At 59.9% G+C, this 18,901-nt stretch carries 18 protein-coding genes and 4 pseudogenes; 11 read left to right on the top strand and 11 right to left on the bottom strand.

What is annotated here, in order from left to right; all coding sequences use genetic code 11:
- Positions 1–26: 26 nt before the first annotated feature.
- The gene (locus ACVJGD_RS22145) at positions 27–488 is read right to left on the bottom strand and encodes a luciferase domain-containing protein (protein WP_456636310.1); all 462 of its coding nucleotides are present in this window, start codon (positions 486–488) and stop codon (positions 27–29) included.
- 153 nt (positions 489–641) lie between these two features.
- Between ACVJGD_RS22145 and ACVJGD_RS22140 the strand changes: the two genes are divergently transcribed.
- The 3 genes from ACVJGD_RS22140 to ACVJGD_RS22130 all read left to right on the top strand — a co-directional run bounded on the left by ACVJGD_RS22140 (position 642) and on the right by ACVJGD_RS22130 (position 3,727).
- Entirely contained in the window at positions 642–1,232 is a 591-nt protein-coding gene (locus ACVJGD_RS22140; protein ID WP_456636309.1) for a TetR/AcrR family transcriptional regulator, read from the top strand.
- A 533-nt stretch (positions 1,233–1,765) separates the two neighbouring features.
- Positions 1,766–2,596, top strand: a complete 831-nt coding sequence (locus ACVJGD_RS22135) for a winged helix-turn-helix domain-containing protein (protein ID WP_456640332.1) — start codon at positions 1,766–1,768, stop codon at positions 2,594–2,596.
- A 546-nt stretch (positions 2,597–3,142) separates the two neighbouring features.
- Positions 3,143–3,727: a GMC family oxidoreductase N-terminal domain-containing protein gene (locus ACVJGD_RS22130; RefSeq protein WP_456636308.1), complete on the top strand. Its 585-nt coding sequence runs from the start codon at positions 3,143–3,145 to the stop codon at positions 3,725–3,727.
- 80 nt (positions 3,728–3,807) lie between these two features.
- Here ACVJGD_RS22130 and ACVJGD_RS22125 read toward each other — a convergent pair whose 3' ends face one another.
- Complete coding sequence (locus ACVJGD_RS22125) at positions 3,808–4,776, bottom strand: helix-turn-helix domain-containing protein (RefSeq protein WP_456636307.1); 969 nt, start codon at positions 4,774–4,776, stop codon at positions 3,808–3,810.
- A 72-nt stretch (positions 4,777–4,848) separates the two neighbouring features.
- Positions 4,849–6,060 (bottom strand): SGNH/GDSL hydrolase family protein, encoded by a 1,212-nt coding sequence (locus ACVJGD_RS22120; protein WP_456636306.1) that lies wholly within the window; start codon positions 6,058–6,060, stop codon positions 4,849–4,851.
- Positions 6,061–6,646: 586 nt separating this feature from the next.
- Between ACVJGD_RS22120 and ACVJGD_RS22115 the strand changes: the two genes are divergently transcribed.
- Both ACVJGD_RS22115 and ACVJGD_RS22110 read left to right on the top strand, forming a co-directional pair.
- On the top strand, positions 6,647–7,900 hold the full coding sequence (locus ACVJGD_RS22115) for an acyl-CoA dehydrogenase family protein (RefSeq protein WP_456636305.1): 1,254 nt from the start codon (positions 6,647–6,649) through the stop codon (positions 7,898–7,900).
- Positions 7,901–8,649: 749 nt separating this feature from the next.
- Complete coding sequence (locus ACVJGD_RS22110) at positions 8,650–9,102, top strand: hypothetical protein (RefSeq protein ID WP_456636304.1); 453 nt, start codon at positions 8,650–8,652, stop codon at positions 9,100–9,102.
- A gap of 345 nt (positions 9,103–9,447) precedes the next feature.
- On the opposite strand, the gene ACVJGD_RS22105 is transcribed toward ACVJGD_RS22110, so the two are convergent.
- Both ACVJGD_RS22105 and ACVJGD_RS22100 read right to left on the bottom strand, forming a co-directional pair.
- On the bottom strand, positions 9,448–9,711 hold the full coding sequence (locus ACVJGD_RS22105; RefSeq protein ID WP_456636303.1) for a hypothetical protein: 264 nt from the start codon (positions 9,709–9,711) through the stop codon (positions 9,448–9,450).
- A 620-nt stretch (positions 9,712–10,331) separates the two neighbouring features.
- Positions 10,332–10,901 (bottom strand): annotated as a pseudogene (locus ACVJGD_RS22100) (S1C family serine protease); the annotation flags it as partial.
- 120 nt (positions 10,902–11,021) lie between these two features.
- Between ACVJGD_RS22100 and ACVJGD_RS22095 the strand changes: the two are divergent.
- Together ACVJGD_RS22095 and ACVJGD_RS22090 are read left to right on the top strand one after the other, a co-directional pair.
- Positions 11,022–11,147 carry a hypothetical protein gene (locus tag ACVJGD_RS22095; RefSeq protein WP_456636302.1) on the top strand — a complete coding sequence of 42 codons (126 nt, stop codon included), beginning with the start codon at positions 11,022–11,024 and terminating at the stop codon, positions 11,145–11,147.
- 16 nt (positions 11,148–11,163) lie between these two features.
- Positions 11,164–11,856 (top strand): hypothetical protein, encoded by a 693-nt coding sequence (locus ACVJGD_RS22090; RefSeq protein WP_456636301.1) that lies wholly within the window; start codon positions 11,164–11,166, stop codon positions 11,854–11,856.
- A gap of 128 nt (positions 11,857–11,984) precedes the next feature.
- Here the strand turns inward: ACVJGD_RS22090 and greA are convergent, their stop codons facing one another.
- From greA to ACVJGD_RS22070, 4 genes and pseudogenes are all read right to left on the bottom strand, one after another.
- Entirely contained in the window at positions 11,985–12,491 is a 507-nt protein-coding gene (greA, locus tag ACVJGD_RS22085) for a transcription elongation factor GreA (RefSeq protein ID WP_456636300.1), read from the bottom strand.
- A 251-nt stretch (positions 12,492–12,742) separates the two neighbouring features.
- Positions 12,743–13,255, bottom strand: coding sequence for a hypothetical protein (locus ACVJGD_RS22080; protein WP_456636299.1), 513 nt, complete (start codon positions 13,253–13,255; stop codon positions 12,743–12,745).
- A 90-nt stretch (positions 13,256–13,345) separates the two neighbouring features.
- A pseudogene (locus ACVJGD_RS22075) lies at positions 13,346–13,842 on the bottom strand (Hsp20/alpha crystallin family protein).
- 78 nt (positions 13,843–13,920) lie between these two features.
- The gene (locus ACVJGD_RS22070; protein ID WP_456636298.1) at positions 13,921–14,370 is read right to left on the bottom strand and encodes an Hsp20 family protein; all 450 of its coding nucleotides are present in this window, start codon (positions 14,368–14,370) and stop codon (positions 13,921–13,923) included.
- A 571-nt stretch (positions 14,371–14,941) separates the two neighbouring features.
- On the opposite strand from ACVJGD_RS22070, the gene ACVJGD_RS22065 reads away from it, so the two are divergent.
- The gene (locus ACVJGD_RS22065; protein ID WP_456636297.1) at positions 14,942–15,157 is read left to right on the top strand and encodes a hypothetical protein; all 216 of its coding nucleotides are present in this window, start codon (positions 14,942–14,944) and stop codon (positions 15,155–15,157) included.
- A 272-nt stretch (positions 15,158–15,429) separates the two neighbouring features.
- Here the strand turns inward: ACVJGD_RS22065 and ACVJGD_RS22060 are convergent.
- Positions 15,430–15,825 (bottom strand): annotated as a pseudogene (locus tag ACVJGD_RS22060) (TCP-1/cpn60 chaperonin family protein); the annotation flags it as partial.
- On the opposite strand from ACVJGD_RS22060, the pseudogene ACVJGD_RS22055 reads away from it, so the two are divergent.
- Both ACVJGD_RS22055 and ACVJGD_RS22050 read left to right on the top strand, forming a co-directional pair.
- Positions 15,813–15,923: pseudogene (locus tag ACVJGD_RS22055) on the top strand (integrase core domain-containing protein); the annotation flags it as partial. The pseudogenes ACVJGD_RS22060 and ACVJGD_RS22055 sit on opposite strands and share 13 nt — an antisense overlap.
- A gap of 121 nt (positions 15,924–16,044) precedes the next feature.
- Positions 16,045–16,548 carry a YciE/YciF ferroxidase family protein gene (locus tag ACVJGD_RS22050; protein WP_456636296.1) on the top strand — a complete coding sequence of 168 codons (504 nt, stop codon included), beginning with the start codon at positions 16,045–16,047 and terminating at the stop codon, positions 16,546–16,548.
- 351 nt (positions 16,549–16,899) lie between these two features.
- Here the strand turns inward: ACVJGD_RS22050 and ACVJGD_RS22045 are convergent, their stop codons facing one another.
- The gene (locus ACVJGD_RS22045) at positions 16,900–17,124 is read right to left on the bottom strand and encodes a hypothetical protein (protein WP_456636295.1); all 225 of its coding nucleotides are present in this window, start codon (positions 17,122–17,124) and stop codon (positions 16,900–16,902) included.
- Positions 17,125–17,524: 400 nt separating this feature from the next.
- Between ACVJGD_RS22045 and ACVJGD_RS22040 the strand changes: the two genes are divergently transcribed.
- Positions 17,525–18,814, top strand: coding sequence for a DUF892 family protein (locus ACVJGD_RS22040; RefSeq protein ID WP_456636294.1), 1,290 nt, complete (start codon positions 17,525–17,527; stop codon positions 18,812–18,814).
- Positions 18,815–18,901 lie beyond the last annotated feature (87 nt).

Genomic DNA, 18,901 nt, shown 5'->3' with positions numbered 1-18,901 from the left:
CGCCGCCTGGGTTTCGCCGCGGCGATCTACCGGTTTGATGGCCGAAGCCGATCGTAATTGCGCCGAAACAGCGTCACAGAACCGTCCACGCCCAGCCGATCTATACTGGCGACCGTCCAGCCATGCCCCCACTCCAACGGGTGTCCTAAGCCCTCAGCCACCAGCTCAGAGCAGAGGCGGTGCGAGGTCGCCAAGTGGATCGAGCCGTTGAGGTGGATGTGGCCGAGTTCGTCCGAGCCGACATGGAAGTCGATTCCATCGACGCGATTTGGCTGGTCGAAACGCCAGTGCGTCGTGGCCTCGACCTCCGGCCATGCGGCTACGGCGTCGGTCACCGCCTTCAAGTTCCCAATCAGCGCAGGCGGCGCGGCAATTCGACCTTTGGACTCGCGCGGTAATGTGGAGAGTACTTGGTCAGTCATATCCGCTCCTCGCTCGTGCATCGGCGACTTGAGACGTTGCGATACTCGCAGCAGCGTCTCAAACACGCCCGCCTCGTTCCCGTCAGCGCTCCGGCAATCGTGCTGCCTCCCGTTTGCAGGAAGGTGGTTCCAGAGCCGTCCCATCTTGTGCTAAACTGAAGGGGGCCTACGTTTAATATACCGTAGGGTCCCTACGTTTAGCAAGGGGCATCGACCGACGTGCACGAAGAATCCTCTCGTACCTCGACGCGCCGACCGCGTTCCGACGGCGAGCGCAACCGGGCGCGTTTGATCGTGGCGGCTAAGCGCGCCTTTGCCGAAAAAGGCGCGACCGTCAGCCTCGAGCACATCGCACGCGAAGCGGACGTCAGTATCGCCACGCTGTATCGTCACTTTCCGACGCGCGACGAACTGATCTCGGCGGTGTACCAGCAGGAAGTCACAGCGCTGATCGAGGAAGCCGATCAACTGATGACCGAGCGCGAGCCGGTGGCTGCGCTTCGCGAATGGCTGATGTCGTTCGTGGAGTTTCTCGACGCCAAGCACGATATGGCGGCGGCGATGGACACGCTCATCGGCGGGCCCGAACCCATCTACAGCAAAACCCCGCAACGCCTCGACGTTCCGATCAAGGCGCTGGTCGCCCGCGGGGTCGCGACGGGCGCCTTTCGGGATGACATCGAGCCGCACGATTTGCTTCGCGCGCTCTCTGGCGTGGCACACGTTAGGCCCAATAAAAACTGGAAGCGACAAGCAGTTCGGATGGTCGACCTGCTGCTCGCTGGTCTGCAACTCACTGCCCAAGACTAGGAGCCGTTCCACTCACTTGGATCTGCAATCGCGTGGTGAGTGCACGGCGGGGAGTGGCGCGGTCAATACGGCGGTAGCGGCGCTCGTTCCGATCCGTTCAGCCGAACTCGAGCCACCGCGCTTGTACGGCGTCTCTTCCAGCGTGATCGATACGCTTTGCTGGGATGCGGTTCATGAGTACGCATCCGGCGACGGCCCCCGGTCAGGTCGCTTTGGGCGGATAACCGTCACCGAAAACGTTGCTTTCAGTCTCCAGATGCGTGGCGTCGGCAGCGCCGACGTGGGTGCTGGATGCTCACCTTGTGAGACTGGTGCATCGTGCGGGCCGAATGCCAAAGCAGATTTCGGCGCGCAACAACGGCGCGTAGCCCTTGCTCGGACGCTGAATTCGTCTGGCAGTCGCGCACAAACGGTTCGCGTGTCTGATTTCTCCAAGCCGCCGGCGGGCCTATTGTGTATTGAGGCTGGGCCATCGCCCCAACGACGGCCGGCCCTTAACACAATCTGTCAGAGCTCTCCTTGTGGATGCGAACATGATTGCGCCCCGATCCGGCGAGGATCGGCCCTCCATGAGCCCACAACCAAACCGCACCAGGCCCCTTGCGGCCAGCAGCGCGCAGAGACGGGTGCTCCTCATCGATAACCGGTTCGCGATCCGAGACCGATTGGTCGACTACCTCGAGAGCGGCCACATGCACGTTACCGCGGCTTCCGATCTAAAGCGCGCGTTATCGAAATTCGATGCGCTGCAACCGTGCCTTGTGATCCTTGTACTCGGACCGGGTTGGCTCAACGCGTCCGACGTTCTGCGTGCAATCCGATCGCGTTCGGTAAATTGCGGAATCATCGTCCTTTTCCGGGGACAAGAGGGCTGCTGTGAGGCGGAGCGTGTGAGGGTGCTGGAGCTTGGCGCGGACGATTGTGTCTCCGAGAAGATCGGTATGCGAGAGCTGCTGGCGAGGACTCGCGCAATCCTGCGGAGGCGCAAGCCTCAATTGGTCGCGCCTGGAGGCCATCGGGATCCAAGTCGCTGCCGGTTCGGTGGCTGGATCCTCGACCATCATACGCGCCGCCTCACTGCCCCTAACGGATGTGAGACCGTCCTGACCAGAAGCGAGCATGACTTGCTCGCGGCGTTCCTCAACGCGCCCCAGCGGCCGCTGACACGCGAGCAGCTGATGAACGCGACCAGCATGCACGAAGACAAATTCGACCGCAGCATCGATGTCGGCGTTCTTCGACTGCGACGGAAGCTGAAAATCGAACTGAAAGCAGCGGGAATGATTCGGACCGTCCGTGGTGTCGGTTACGTGCTGGACCTGCCAGTCGAGCGCGAGGGGAGGAGGCTGGGATATCTGTCCTAGGCTCAGTTTTTTGATGTTCTGCGCTCTTAACTCTAAGGGCATAGAACTTTTTTGTGCTGATATCGAACGAGCGAGATGCGATGATAGCTGGCATAGCACTCCTCGATGCGTCCTCCGAGTTCGGAAAGCGGGTCATCGTCGCCGACGAGCTGAATCCGGCGAGCCGAAGAGCGGAGCGGAACTCGGCTTGAGCTCGGTCGCGCTCGTAGCGGAAGATCTCGAAATCTCGCATCGATACGGCGGCAGCGCTGCTGCTCTGCGCTATGGCGACGATGCCGTCGAGCGCGCCTTCAGCCATTCCTAACGCAATCGGCCCACGCAACAGCGCCGCAACCTGCATGTGCGGCTAAGCGCGCAAGACGCCGCCTCCGATGTTGTCTTGGTCAGGCGGCGGTTACCACTCCGTGGGGCGCGAGTCCGATTTCTGCAATACGCCGCCATCTCCGGTCGTTAGTCTTTGCCGCGATTGTCGATGCTGGCAAAACGGCCGACAGCAAATGATCCGGCATCCCGGAACAACAGTGCAACATCGCGGAGCGCACGTACGTGCAGACGAGTGAACAGAAACAATCGGTAATGCAGAGCACCAACAACGAGGCGGCGGATCGTGTGACACGACCGACAGGTGCAACTGCCGAGACAGATGTCGCGCGGGCGGAGGAGCTTGCCGAGACGATCCGCGCTAATCAAGCGAGGCTCGCAACGAATCTGAAGGCGTCTTACGACTTTATCGTCTGCGATTCGAGATCGTCCGGCTCGGTGGTGGCGCGGCGGCTTTCCGAGGCTGGCGCTGCGAGCGTGCTGTTGTTGGAAGCAGGCGCGAGCGACGAGGTCGAGAGTGTCGCTGATGCCGGTCTCTGGGCGAGCAATATAGGGAGCGAACGGGACTGGCGCTTCGTGACGAATCCCTGTGCGCACGTCGGCGGTCGCACATTTCACGAGGCGATGGGCAAGGTTCTCGGTGGCGGGTCCAGCGTCAACGCCATGATCTGGTCGCGCGGCCACAAGGCCGACTGGGATCATTTCGCAAATGAAAGCGGTGACCCTGCATGGAGCTGCTCGTCGGTTTTAGAGATTTATCGCCGGATCGAGGACTGGCACGGAGAGCCCGATCGCGCCAGGCGCGCTTAGGGCGGACCGTTGTTCGTCCAGTGGCGGAGGATAGCGGAAGCCAGCAGCGAACACGCCGAAGCGGCAATTGGACGTAGGCACTAACGTGATTTGGCCGAGCTTTGAGGTGTGCCCGAGTCTTTGCCGCAACCTGTCCCAGGACGGACCAGTTCTGCCGGCGACACGCCCACAATCTCGGTAAATTCATTGATCATGTGTGCCTGGTCGGAGAATCCGAGCTTATAGGCGACGTCCCGCCACGTTGCTCCCCGCGCTCGCGCCGCCATCACCCTTTCGATGCGAGCAATTCGGGCGAACTGCTTGGTCCCCATGCCGAACATCGTGTAGAAGTTGCGCAACAATTGACGTTCGCTGACATCGATTCGGGCGGCGAGCTGGCCGACCCGCAATTGGGGATTCCGTCGCAGCAGAGCTGCGGCCCGGGAGGTAACGGGTTCAGTCCGGCGTGTGCGCTGATTTGCATGAAGGAATTTCTCCACGCAGGCAAACCGCTCGGCGCTCGTCCTTGCATACGCTAGAATCTCCTCCAGCCGAGACATCCGGCTCGCAGGGAACAGCTCGTCAAGCCCGATCTGAGCATCGAGGAAATCCAGCATGCGCTCACCGAGAAGGTTGGCGGCCGCCTCGGCCTTGAGGCGTATCACGATCACGCCGAGCGCTCCGCCGGGCTGCACGATGACGAGACCGCTGTGCAGTTTGGTCGCACAGTTGCGGCGATCCGGTTGGCGAAAGGCCTGAGGTCCGAAACGCCGGGTCAAGACCGGCGGTTTGCGATAGTTGATCACAAGAACCGGGCTGGTGCCCGGAATGATCTTAAGGCTGAGCGCTCGCGCCTGATCGGGACAAGGGATATCCCAATCCGCCATTTCGTCGACGAGATATGCCAGCAGGGAAGATTTACCAAGTACCGGACCAGCATACCGGGCCGGATGCATCATGGTCCGCACGCCATGTTGGTTGAGATGCACGTGATTCTCGGCCGTCAACCGTTGCCGCATCGGCGGCGACAGGGGCGTGCTTTCCTTCGGCGAGTTCCTCGAAATAGACATCCTTCCTTCCCTACCTCTGTCAGAATTCTTTCACTTCTGCGGCCACCGCCGCTGCCGCCCCGGCGCGATGGTTTATTGGCGGAGCAGAAGCTTCAGGTCGACGGCCTTGGCCATGACCAGATACCCAGCATCGTTGGGATGGACATGATCCCCGCAATCATAGGCCGGCGCCAGATGGCCGGGCTTTGCCGGATCCTCCAGGATCTTGCCGAAGTCGATCACGCCGTCGGCGGCGTTGCCGGTTCTGACCCAGGCATTCACGGCCTCCGCGATCTTCCCCTTCTGCGGTGTGTAATACTTTGAAAAGCGCGTGCCGGCGAAAGCGTTAGCGGCCGGCGTCAGGGTCGACAACACCACGCGGATGCCACCCGCGTGGGCGCGCTCGATGATCTGCTTGAGGCCGGCGATGACGTCGTCGGCTGTCGGCTCCGGATCGTTCGGTATGGTGGCGCCCGGCAAGCCAATGTCGTTGCCGCCCAGCATCACGACGACGGTCGACACCCGAGCATGGCTCAACACGGACATATTGAACCGCGCGAGGCCACTGGTCCCGAAGCCATCGGCCAGCACGCGATTGCCATAAAATGCCTCATTCACGACCGCGATATCGGGATGGCCCTCCGCCTGCAGACGGCTGGCGAGTTCATCCGTCCAGCGATGGTTGCTGTCGGGAGTAGAGCAGGTCCCGTCGGTGATGGAATCACCAAGGACCACGATGGCGCTGGAATCGGGCTTGGCGGTCGTGAGGATGCGGCTGAGCAGCAGACGCGATTTGGTGGTGCTTTCGGGCTTGAAGTCGGCTGCCTTCGTCATGTCACCCGAGCCCGATATGTAGCCGGTCTGCATGGCCTCCCAATGAACCGAGGCGAGTTTGGTGGGGTTGGGCAGATAGAAGCTGACGGCCACCCTCGATAGCGGCTTAACCGGAAAGTCGACCGGGTCGCTGATCAGCGGTGCGCCCGGCGGTATCACGGCGTCGATGTGACCGCTGAAGGTCACGGGCTTGATCGTCGCCAGATCGACAGCGCTGCCGCCGGCCGGCAGAGCAACTGTCGCCGCGCCGATGGTGATGGGACGGACGCCGAACTCGTTCGAGATCACGATCCGCAGTTTCTCGCCGCCTACGCTGATGCGCGTGGTCTGCCGCACCGTCCTGTTGCTCAGCACCTCCGGCACGCCAAAGGGGACCGGCAATTCGTCCGCCCAGCGCGGTCCAGGGGTTGCAGCCCATGTCGTGATCCAGGGCTCGGCAGGCTGCGCGCCGGCACAAGTCACAGCGACCACAAGCGCTAGCAGAGCCGCGGACAGCCGCATCCGGCCGGGTGCGCCAAATCGATGAAGGCAAAGCGCAGATTTACGGAAACGCATCTTCTGCCGATCCGTGATAGTTGCGGGGACAAGGATGCATTTCCCGTTTTTCGGTTGTATTTCAAAAGCGCGCGGCACAGTTACAACGGCAACGATCGCTTCCTTGATGCCGCAATGCGGTCTCTCGCAAGGGAACGGGATGGCGTCCGTATTGAGGATCAGCGCGACAGCATTCACTCGCCCCGAAAGTCGGGCGAGGGGTGAGGCGCATCTTTGGGAGTTGCCGCGAGCCTCGCTTGATTGGCGCGGACCAAATCGACAAATTCCTCCCCTTATGCGACGTCTGCCTCGGATTGCACTTGCCAGGCGCGCAAGACGCCGCCTCCGATGCTGTCTTGGTCACGCGACGGTTACCACTCCGTGGGGCGCGAGTCCGATTTCTGCAATACGCCGCCATCTCCGGTCGTTAGCCTTTGCCGCGATTGTCGATGCTGGCGAAACGGCCAACAGCAAATCATCTGTCATCCCGGAACAACAGTTCAACATCGCGGAGCGCACGTACGTGCAGACGAGTGAACAGAAACAATTGGTCATGCAGAGCACCAACAATGAGGCGGCGGATCGCATTCTCTCGGAGCTCGATCGTCTGGCTCCGATAATCGCGGCGCGAGCTGCCGAAGCTGAAGAGGCGCGGCGCATTCCGACCGATATGATTCAGATGCTCAAGTCGGTCGGAGTCTTCCGGATGACCGCGCCCCAAATTCACGGCGGCTTGGAATTTGATTTGCCTACAGTCGCTCGCATCCTTCGGAAGCTCTTCAAGATCGACGGCTCGACGGGGTGGGTCGTCACCATTACCAACGCAACAGCCCTGTTGCTGCCACTCCTGCCGCGCGAGACCTACGAGGAAACCTATCGAAATGGTCCTGATCGCCTTTGCGCAGGGGGAGGACAGCCCACCGGAACAGCCGTCGCAGAGGCCGGCGGTTTGCGGGTGAATGGCAGATGGCCATTTGCGAGCGGGTGTGAGGACGCTGACTGGATCGCAGCAATCTGTGTGCTGACCGAAGACGGAAAGCCTGTTCCGGGCCCGACCCCTGAAATTCCCGCGACGCGCGTCGTGTGCCTGCCCGCTGGCAACTGGCAGATCGAGGATACCTGGCATGCCCCTGGACTGCGCGCCACCGGCAGCCACCACATCGTGCTCAAGGATGTTTTCGTGCCGTCAGAAAATGTCTTCGACATGGCCTCCCCTCGACCTTGTCTCCCGGGACCGCTCTACAGCGCTCCTCCAATGCAGATTGCGACCCTGTTGCATGGGCCGATTGCGCTGGGAATGGCTGAAGGCGCGCTCGACGACATCGTCGCCATAGCGCAGAGCGGCAGGAAGCAGCAGCGCGCGGCCGTATCGATGCGAGATTCCGAGATCTTCCACTACGAACTCGGCCGTGCTCAAGCCGAGTTCCGCGCCGCTCAGGTGCTGTGCGACGCTCAAATTGCCAGCCACTGGCGCCACGCGCTTGCTGGCACGCTCAGTGGCGACGCGCTACTCGCGGAAGCGACGCAATCCATGATATGGGTGACCGAAGCGTGTCTTCGGGTGATCCAGAGTTGTTTCGCGCTGGCGGGCGGTGCCGCTGTCTCCAATTCATCGCCGCTGCAGCGAAGACTGCGCGACATGCAAACCGCCGCGCAACACGCAGGAGTGCACGCACGCCACTACGCTCAGGCCGGAAAGCTACTGCTTTCTCAGGGGAACGACGGGTTGCAACAGGCAGGCAGTAGCCCAAGCGACGGGCCGCACGCAAAGTCGTAGTTTTTGACATGCATGGGCAATCGTCTGTCACAACACAACTACGAGCACGCTCATAAAATGCACGTTCTTCGGAACGTCTCGAGCCATAAGTTTCGCCTGCTGCAGGAGGCGTAGTTGTCCGACTCACTCCTGGAATGGAATTCGTTCATCAGCAGCTTCGCGTCGAATTCTGACACACCAGCAGCTATCAGGCATTCAGCAGGAAGGCTATTCCTATGAAACTCTTCACCCGGGTGCTGATCAGCGCCTAGCGCTAGTCGGGACGCTATCGCGAGCAATCCGTCAAAGCCGTGGCTTGAGAACGAGGCTTACCGACATCGATGACAGTGTCCGATTACTGATTCCAGGCGGACAGCGTCTACCGAGGCGCTCCTGTCGTCAAACCATCATATTCTGGCACTAGCGTCCCGGCGCGACTCACAGGTTGAATAAATCATAACGATGTCGGGATAGACTGGTGAGCGGCATCTAGCTCGTTTGAAAGCCGGTCTGTTGTTGTTTCGGATCATCTGTGTCAGCTGTGCTGCGCTACTGAGCACCAGCCTTTCGTTTTCCGGTTCAACGGCGGCCGCTCGATCGTCCAGTCGGACAGCGCCGATCGTTTTCGACATTCCGGCACAGTCGCTCGTGCACGCATTGATCGCTATGGTGCCGCAACCGGTCTCGACGTCTTTTACGATGCGGATCTGGGAGAGCGGCAGTACTCGACAGAAGTCAGAGGGGCCTTCACCGCCTCGGAAGCCTTGCAATTGCTGCTCCTCGGCACCGGGTACAACGCGCGCAGCACTGGGCCTGGCGTCTTCACCATCGCTCCAGCCACCCGAACATCGGTCGCCGATCCGGCGGCGCCCACCGCAGCTCAAGCGTATCGACCGTATTTTGCAACCATCCAGGCGCGTGTCAGCGACGCGCTGTGCCGAAATGCATTGATCGCCGCAGCGCGCGACGAGGTATTGTTCCGGTTCTGGCTCGCGCCGTCCGGCTTGATCGCACGGGCAGAGGTGGTCACTGACGACGGTACTTTGGCCGGGGATCAAACCCTGGCGGTCGCCCTGCAAGGTATCGTGATCGGCGCGCCGCCGGCCGATATGCCGCAGCCTGTCAACATGGCGATCTATCCGCCGACCGGATCGTCGACCTCATGCCACGCCACGCCGACGCGCGCGGGGATAGGATCGCGTGCAGGGAGCCGGCCGCAATGAGCGAATCCGGTGCTGATTTGCTGCGCCGATGGCTGTTGCTTGACTGCGACAATCTGAAAAGGCCGCTGGCAAAGCGTCTTGGGTCCGTGGATCGTGCAGATGACGCGCTTCACGACACTTGGTGCGGCTGGAGGGGACAAACCAGCTCGGCGTCATTCATCTGATTGAACAGAAGCAGAGCCGTCGATCATCTCGCAACGAGGCTAACATGACTGCAGAGCTTCATGAGGCATTGACGGGGGCGCTTGATCGCGTGAAGGCACGCGGACTGATTCGCAAGTACGGCTTGGTCTGGAATGGCCGGACCGAGGCCCGCGTATCATCGTCCGGAAAACGAGCGACGTTTCAGATGAAGGACTGCGGCACTCCCTTGCGCGCTTGTTGGCCGGCCTCGCAGCCGAAACGCAGCTTACGATCGAGAAGGATTAGGCATGCGAAGGCGCTACGGTCAGCGTTTCTGTCTTCTTGATTGGACTGACATTGTGGTTGGCAGCAGGAGTCGAATAATTCCTGGGCAAAACCGGCATCAGCGTCATGACTTGCGTGGCCCTTATCGTCGCGGCGATTGACGACCTTCAGCCGAGCGGGCCGCTCTTGAAAATCGGCCACGCTATTCTAGGTCGCCTACCGTCTGGGCGCCCCGCTTGTCGGTAAAAGCCGGATGCTCGCCTGGCCGCAGAAGGTGGTGCTTATCGCCGGGACAGTCGTCTTATTCGTCACGGGCTACGTTGTGTTTCAGCGGCAGGAGGTGAGCGTAAGGTAAGAACCGACTGTCGCCCTCGCTGCGAGGAGAACACCATGGCCGTCCGAAAGATTGTTGTTGAATGTGGCGGAGGCCAGCTGACGCCAAGAGCGTGTATCTTGGAGTAGAAACGGGCACATGCGCGTTCGATAAAGAAGGTAGGGCCTTGCTCACGCCCCGTGAAACCTCATTCGCAGCGCTGAAGGTGAGAGTGGATGAATTGAAGGCGCAATTAGATATTGCCTTAAGGAAGCGAAGGCCTGCCTGCCAGCTTGAGCGGGACCACTGTGGATTCACGAGATCAGGATATCGATGGTGCATCAAGCATTTGCCACGTTGTCCGAGTCGATACGGTCATGTTGTGTGTTGAGGTTGTTTCTGCCCGAAAGAACCGCCACTGCTTGGATGTCCGGAGCAAGCAGCTTTCCTGATTGGCGCTTTTGCAGGTCCAATGCCGTCGTCTCTCGAACCAGCTACTTAGTCGTGATTAGCTGGGCCCTCGTGGCTTCGACTTTTGGTTTGTGAGCGGAACGACTTCGACGGTCACAGCTTCTTGCGCGCAGTCTCGCTCAACGATGATGCGGACTTGCTGGCCGACCGGAGTAAGACCAATTAGGTTGCGCATCTGCGTCGCGCTCCGGATCGGGAAACCATTGGCCTTCAGGATCACGTCGCCCCTGCGCAGGCCTGCACGCTCTGCCGGAGAGCCAGGGCTAACCTCCTTGATCCGCGCGCCCTCGAGATGATCAGCGGCGGGCGCCTCGAGATCCTCGAGCGCTACACCGATACGGCCGCGGTCGACGCGGCCTGTCGCGATCAGCTGATCCATCTCCTTCTTCGCCATGTTGATGGGCACAGCGAAACCGATCCCGACATTGCCGCCGCCTGGCGAAATGATTGCGGTATTGATACCGATCAATTCGCCTTTCAAATTGATCAAGCCGCCGCCCGAGTTGCCAGGGTTGATCGCCGCGTCGGTCTGAATGAAATCCTCGTAGCCTTGCTTCACGAGACCTGTGCGTCCCAAAGCGCTAACAAGACCTACCGATGGCGCTTGGACTGTGGTTCATCGACGTCCCTGGCGCGTTGCTGTGGGGGTGCTTGGCTGCGGTGCTGCCCTTCGTTCCGTTTTTGGGTCCACTGATCTCCGCGATCTTCCCAGTCGCTGGCCTTCGCAATGGACACCGGCTGGAGTATGATCCTGTGGACGGTGACGCTCATCATCGTCCTGGAGCTGGTCAGCAACAACATCGTCGAGCCACTTCTCTACGGATCCAGCACCGGCCTCTCGGCCATTCCCTGATCACGGCCGCGATGTTTTGGACGGCACTCTGGGGTCCTGCCAGATTGATCCTCTCGACCCCCTTACCGTGTGTCTGCTGGTTTTCGGCCGCAACTTGCCGCAACTGCAGTTTCTCGACACCCTTCTCGGCTCGACGCCAGCGCTTAATCTTCCTAGACGCATCTACCAGCGATTAATCGCCAGCGATCCGGATGAGGCGATCGATATCGCCAACGAAAGGATCGAAGCATCATCCCTTCGAGAATTTTATAACGAAGTCAGCATTGAGGTCCTTTGCCACGCGAGCGAAGATTATCTGCGGAATGCTACCGCCGCGCATCGTTTGCGCTTCGCCACGGGAATGGACGCGCTGCCGGATGAGTTGATTGAAGAAGGACCCCGGCAGGTTGGCGATGGTGCAAAAGCAGGGGTTATCTGTATTGGGGGTAAATGGGAGGTCGATGCAATTGCCGCTCGCATAGTTGCTCACGCGCTTGAGCTTGAGGGAATTGCAGCGGAAGCGCGCCCGGCCGCGACGGTGAACCGCCATTATGTCGAACAGGTCCCATCGGAAGGGAACGGAAACGGTCTGCCTCAGTTATTTCAGCGAGAAACCGGTAATCCCTGCTCGTCATTTCACGCGACGGCTTCGGATCAGGCGGCCGGAGCTCCGCATCGTGCTCGCATTCTGGAATGCGCCTTTGGAGCTGTTGCAGGAAGCGACCCGTGACGTATCGGGCATCGCATCGTCGCACCCGAAGCACGGCTGCGAGCCGGTCGATCAAGCTCCGATATTCCGACTTTTGCCATCGGCAGTCGATCCGCGGAACCGAGACAGCCCGCGGGGCCAACCTAAGCTTAGACCTGATTTCGTTTCTTTCGTTTGTCCGCAAACCACTCCACATGCCGGATTTTGTAGGCCTTGGTCCCGCCTGGCGCCTCGACGAGCACGGTTGTTCCCTTCGTCTTGCCGATCAATGCTTTGGCGACGGGTGACGCCACCGAAATCTTTCCTTTGCTCGCGTCAGCCTCCGGCTCTCCGACGATCTGCCAAGTCCGCTTCTCACCGGTATCATCGTCGATCAGCGTCACGGTGGCACCAAATTTGATTGTATCGCCGGAGAGCTTGGATACGTCGACGATTTCTGCAAGCGCGAGCTTGTCTTCCAACTCGGCGATCCGGGCCTCATTGACTGTTTGCTCTGCCTGTGCAGCTTGATATTCAGAGTTTTCAACCAGGTTGGCATCATCCGCGATCGCTTGCCGAATTCGCTGAACCAGGCGAGGTCGCTCTATTCTGATGCGGCCCCTCAGCTCATCTTCAAGGGCGGCGTGCCCCGCAGCCGTCATAGGAAGCCTTGTCATCGCAGCACCCAACCGTCCCCCGAGTTGTTTCAAAGTTTCAAGGCCAAAGGGAATGCAGACGCTAAGAGGCCTTCAAAGGCTGACAGGCGTTCACGAAGGCGTTTCTCCGCAATCTCTCGTTCAGCTTCGGCGAGCTCAGTTTGGAGCAGCTTGCGACAACGCCAGATGTCATTCCGCACGGATCTGATCTCACTGAAGCTGTCATCAATCGTAGACATCGCCGAACGGATCCCACTGACCCTCGAGACTTGTTAGCTCCGCAGTTCTTCAGCGAGCCGCCGCTCTATGAAGGTGCGTTCAACGTCTGTCAGTTGCGTGTTCAGCAGCTTTTGATAGCGCCGCACGTTTGCCTCGCGAGTCCATCGCGAATGATTTGCTGGGCGCGCGGTCGGCGTCGACCGATACCGCCTCGTCGCCGCCAGCCTTTCCAACTTGCGCTCATCGGGAGCAGTGCATTCAAGCTTGCTGAAACGAGGCAGCCGCATGGCCAATGCCGCGCGTGGCGGTGGATCGTTGTCCTCGTCCAGCTGCTTCAATGCCCCCAGGATGTCATCCAGACGGAGTCGATGCGTGATGCCTGGGACCTTACGAAGGGCCGGCTGGGATTCGACGGCATACATATCCGATGCCCAGGACGACAGGATTATTCGCTTCTCGTCGGTCGACAGCTTGGCATCGCCCAGGACGGCGTCGGGTGAATCGTAATGAGATACCGGGTGGAAAAATGGCTCAACACTATTGGCAGTACGATTGGCCTGTGTCATGTGGTCTCTCCTTTGGCTCCTTTCGTCTAGAGACGGGTTGACATGAGACGAGGTCGAAAGCGGCGGGATCGTGCCGCCGCCTTCTTGCTTTCAGTTTGTGTTGATCGCGATACGCTTGACGTTGCGGCTCGATTGCTCAGACTTCGGAAGCTCACCGTTAGAACGCCGTCCTTGAAGTCCGCTTGGGCCTTGTCTTCCTCGACGCCCTCCAGCGGAATCTGGCGTTCAAACGAACCGTAGTAGCGTTCGCTGACGAATTTCGAGTCATCGCTGCGTTCGGCCTTTTTCTCGCCGCGGATCGAAAGGACGCCGTTGGCGATCTCGACCTGAACGTCCTTTTCGTTGAGACCGGGAAGTTCGGCCGAAACCGTGACCGAATTGTCGGTTTCGCTGAGTTCGAGCCGAGGCCAGGCGAATTGGCCCTCCATTAACGGATTGCCAACACGACCAAGCGGGCCGAATCCGCGAAAGACATCGTCGAACAGGCGGTTCATCTCGCGATGAAGCGTGAGAAACGGATCGAAAGGCTCCTGCCGGGTCGACAGCTGCTGACCTTTCGTCCACGGAACAAGATCATGAATACCCATGATATCCTCCTTGACTCATGAAGCTGGTCGACGCGCGGACGACTGCTGTCTGCGCGACGTGATCAGGCATGAGGCGGCCTAGGCTGCCTTCTGCGTGATTTGCCCGGCAGAGGCGCCGCCGTCGATGGCGATGCGCCGGGGCTTCATGGCCTCGGGGATCTCGCGAACGAGCAGGATCCGAAGCAGGCCGCTGTCGAACGTCGCGGACTTCACCTGGACGTAATCGGCAAGGTTGAATTGCCGCTTGAACGGCCGAGCTGAAATGCCGTGGTAGAGATATTCGTGCTGGTCCTTGTCGCTCTTGCGGCCTTCAACGGTCAGCACGTTCTGCTCGGCTGTCACGGCGATCTCTTCCGGGCGAAAACCAGCCAGCGCCAGCGAGATCTGGTAGCGATCTTCGCCAAGCCGCTCGATATTGTAGAGCGGATAGTTGTCCTCGGTCCTGTGCTGGGTTTCGTCGAGGAGATCGAAAAGGCGGTCGAAGCCGATGGTCGAACGCCACAGGGGAGCAGAGTCGTAGGTCCTCATAGCCAAGTCCTCCTAAGAGCAAGATGGATACGAAGGAGCGCAAGACAGCAGTGCAAGACACCGGTCCGGCGCCCTGTTCAGTCCGCCGGACCCAAAGCTGGCGCCCGGCACCGCCACAGGCGGCACAAATCGAATTAGAAGGGTCAAATTCAATTTCAAGAGCATCTCCAAAAAATTTTGCGGTCGACTCCCACGGTTAATTTCGGGGTGCTCTCATGCGGCGAGACTCTGGAGCTGGGCTTCAGCCTCGCCAAGCAGTCGCATCAGCCGGCCCCGCTCCTCTGTCGTCGTGCTCGGATCGTCCAGCGGTTTTCTGCAATGCAAAACGACCCGCCGTTCGCTCTCAACCCGGAAGCTACGAACGGCATCGTTCGCAGGGGGTGGGGCGGACCACCTAGCCGGGGACGCCGAATTTGGTGCGGTTTGCAATTCCAACATGGGCACACGAAAGATTAGTCAGCGCAACGCGGGCCGCGCTGGGCTGCCCGCATTGTGCCACCACAGGATCGATTAGCTGAATGCCGGTGAGGTCTGTGTCCGATCCCGAGGAGTTTGCAGGATTCCCCAGGGCGTGACGCTCGGGGACATGAGCGTATCGATCCTCAGCGTCGGGGCGGGAGCGGTCCAGTTCATCCAGGGCATCGAGTCGAGATATCGGATCGGTGGCAAAGGCAGCATATCGCCGGCCCTCGCCGCGGCCCGTTGCGGCGAACTCTCAATTCCCCAGGCGGCCAGCGACGGCAGCGTCAGGGCCGATGCCAGCAAGGCCGTCACAAGCTTTGAATGACGCGGTTGGTGACGCGATTTTTGTGCTTCTCCGCACGAGCGGAGCCAATGGTTTGATCTCTGATCATCTCATCCTCCTATCGTTCGAAAACTTGCCCATGCAATGGTTGCGACATTCGAGGCCAGCATGAGCCAGTTCAGAACAGCCTCGCCTTGCGCAACGGAGCTTCGATCTGCGTGCTCATCGTGGACCCCATTTTTCGTCGCGTTTACTGTCTCCTTGCCCGGAAGTGATGGGAGCCCCGGCCGACCGACGGCCGGGCGCAAGTTTTGTCAGAAGTCCATCGGCGGCGCAGCCGACATCTGAGCCTCCGCCTTCTTGGGCTTGTCGGCCACCAACGCTTCCGTCGTGATCAATAGCGAGGCAACCGAGGCTGCGTCCTGCAACGCCGTCCGGACAACCTTAGCGGGGTCGATCACGCCGGCCTTCACCAGATCCTGGTATTCGCCGGTTGCAGCATTGACGCCCCAATTGTAGTTGCCGTTCTCGAGCAGCTTGCCGACCACCAGGGAGCCGTCCTCACCGGCGTTCTGGACGATCTGCCGGGCCGGCACCTGGATCGCGCGGCGCACGATGTCTACGCCGGCCTTCTGTTCGGCGTTGACCGTCTTGACGCCGTCGAGCGCCTTGAGCGCACGGAGCAGCGCGACGCCGCCGCCGGGAAGGATATGCCCAGGCTTACAGCACCTCAAAACAACGTGCCGCCGAGCTGCCAAGATGGCTTCACCGATACAACTGGCACCGACCTCATGGCAGTCTCGACTCGAACGGGAGCTGTCGCAGGAAGAGATTATCATCCGCGCTCAGGAAATCATCTTCCTTGAACCAGTTAGGAACGTCCTGCCGGGCGGCATGTTTGCTGTACGGACCATATCCAGGAGGAAGCCATGGGATTTTTTACCAAAGACATCAAAACGCTCAACGACCTGTTCGTGCACACCCTGCAGGACATCTATTATGCTGAGCAGCAGATCGCGAAAAACCTGCCCGACATGATCGAGAAAGCGAACGATGCCGGCCTTAAGAACGCGTTCCAGACGCATCTCTCCGAAACCAAGGGCCAGATCACCCGGCTTGAGAAAGTGTTCGAGATGCACGGCGCCGAGGCGAAGGGCGTCGATTGCCCGGCAATCGACGGAATCCTCAAAGAAGCGAGTGAAGTCGCGGGCGAAGTTGACGACAAGCAGGTGCTGGATGCGGCATTGATTGCGGCGGCCCAGGCGGTCGAGCACTACGAGATCACTCGTTACGGCACGCTGATTGCCTGGGCCAAAATGCTTGACCGCGATGACTGCGCCTCAGTCTTGCAGCAAAACCTTGATGAGGAGAAGGCAACGGATGAGAAGCTGAATACAATGGCGCTGCGGAGTGTGAATCAGAAAGCCGCGTAGCTCGTTGGCCGGAAGAAGAATACGAGCGAGGGCTGTCTTCTATGGACGGCCCTCATCCGCCAAGAGACTATCGATCTGGTCATCAAAACGGTGGCCGCAGCCACGACGATGATCGCGGCGGAATTGATCGCAGTGAACTGATGGACGGGTTGAGATATGCGGGTCCCTGACTTTTATTGCGGCGTCTGTCGCTTGGATTTCAGGCAGCCTGCTTGACGGGCAAAACCTCGCTCATCGTCCAGAACGCCGCTCTCCTACTGATCAACGTACGGTGGGCGCCGCTGCCTCGGACCGGAAAATGAAGCTAGGCAGCAGCGCCGGTCATGCTGTCGCCCACCGGCTCGCAGAGGCTCAAGCCTGCTTCTGCTCGGAAACCGTCCAGCGAGCCAGTGCCGCCTCTCCGGCTTCCATCAGCGCCCCAATGGTTGTCTGACCGTTCCCCGCGCAACGGACAAGGCTTTCGGCAATGAACGATCGAAGCCCATGATCTGCGCAAGCCGGTCGCCCTTCGCAGACCCGGTCCAGCGCCGCCTGCATGTTCGCGAGCGTGCGGCGATCGAAGCTCTCGAAAATCATGGAATGCTCCTCCCTGTGTTCGGACAACGAGGCAAGCCATAAACTAAGAGCCAAGCGGAAGGTTCCCTTAAATATCCGGACCCCCCGTTGCAGGGGCCGCGCCTTCCCGACGAGCTCGTGCGGACCTCGGACGAGGTTTCTTGCGCCTGCATACGCTGCGCGGTGGAACGACACAATAGTCGAACGCAGAGCTTCAGATATGGGCCGACAGGACGAAGCTAAAGACGCTTCGAGCGCCTGAGTTTACTTCAACGACGGCTACAGTTCAAAATGCGCAAACGCCGCACATCATGCTTTCGGGTGTCGGCACAAATGGCCGCGGACCTCTTATAGGAACCCCTGCGCCACGCGATGATTGACAAGCATGTTCCGCACTCATCCCATCGGGCAGGAGACCGCTATGTATCATCACGTCAAAAAACTCATGTACACCGTTCGCGTTGACGAGCCCGATCCTCGTTTCGGCAACATGCTTCTCGAACAGTTTGGCGGCGCCAACGGCGAGCTCGCTGCCGCAATGCAGTACTCTATCCAGGGCCTCAATTGCGAAGACCCCGAGCGCAAGGATCTTCTGATGGATATCGGAACCGAGGAGCTCAGCCACCTAGAGGTTGTAGGCTCTCTTGCCCGCCTCCATCTCAAGCCACTGAAGTTTGATCGGGAGCAGGCAGAGGCAGACCCGCTCATTGCGATCGCCGGGGGCGGCGGCGTCAATCTGTTCAATTCGCAGGGCAACGCTTGGACAGCAGACTATCTCAAAATCACGGGCGAACTCGACGTTGATCTGCGCAGTAACATCGCGGCGGAAGCGCGGGCCAAAATCGTGTACGAGCGGCTCATCAATTTTTGCGACGATGCGGGGACCAAGGACGCGCTGCAATTCTTGATGACGCGCGAAATCACCCACATGAAGGCCTTTTCGGCCGCACTCGAAAGCATGAAGAAGCCGGCATTCACAATCGGCAAGGTTGCTCCCACCCCGGGCCTGGTGGATCAGTACTTCAACGATTCGACCGGGTCAGGCGATGAGGGCGAGATCGACACGCGAGGCCCCTGGAATGAGGGCGGCGACTGGGAATACGTCTCGTCGCCGGCGCTATCGGCTCCAAACGCCGAAACCGAGGCGCCCATCAAAGCGGAAAGCTCTCCGCCGATCGTGCCCGAAGGTATCAGCGATCTTCTTCTCGATGAGCTGAGGGATATTCTTCACGCCGAAAAGCAGCTGACGAAAGCGCTCCCGAAGATGGTCAAAGCGGCCCGGTTCGATCGGCTTCGCGAATGCTTTGAAGAACACCTCCTCGAAACGGAAGCTCAAATAGAGCGGCTCAACGAGTGCTTCTCGCTGCTCGGAGAAACGGCCCGGGCGAAGCCGTGCAGGGGGATGATGGGCCTCGTTGAGGAAGGCCAGGAAGTTATGAAAGAGGGAGAAGAGAAGGAAGATGCCCCCGCAGACCTCGCGCTCATCAGCGCCGCGCAGCGGGTCGAGCATTACGAAATATCAGGTTATACCACTGCAAAAAGCCTCGCGCAGCAACTGCGCCACAGCGCCGTCGTCGCGTTGCTCGCAAAGTCGCTGGCTGAGGAAGAAAACGCCGATCAGCTCCTCAACCAAATCGCGCGGAGCATGATGTCGGTTGCGAAAATGCCCGACGCCATCGAACAGAGCACGGAAGAGGAGCCCGCGCGGTAAGTGCGATTGGCTGCGCATCGGAGGTTCAACGTGGGCTAACAATGGCAATAGGGTATGCCTGAAGTCAGGCAAGCGGCAGCGAGGGTT

It is taken from the genome of Bradyrhizobium sp. USDA 10063 (assembly GCF_054063735.1).
The sequence above is the reverse complement of the archived record's forward strand: the minus strand, read 5'-3'. Positions and strand labels throughout refer to the sequence as shown.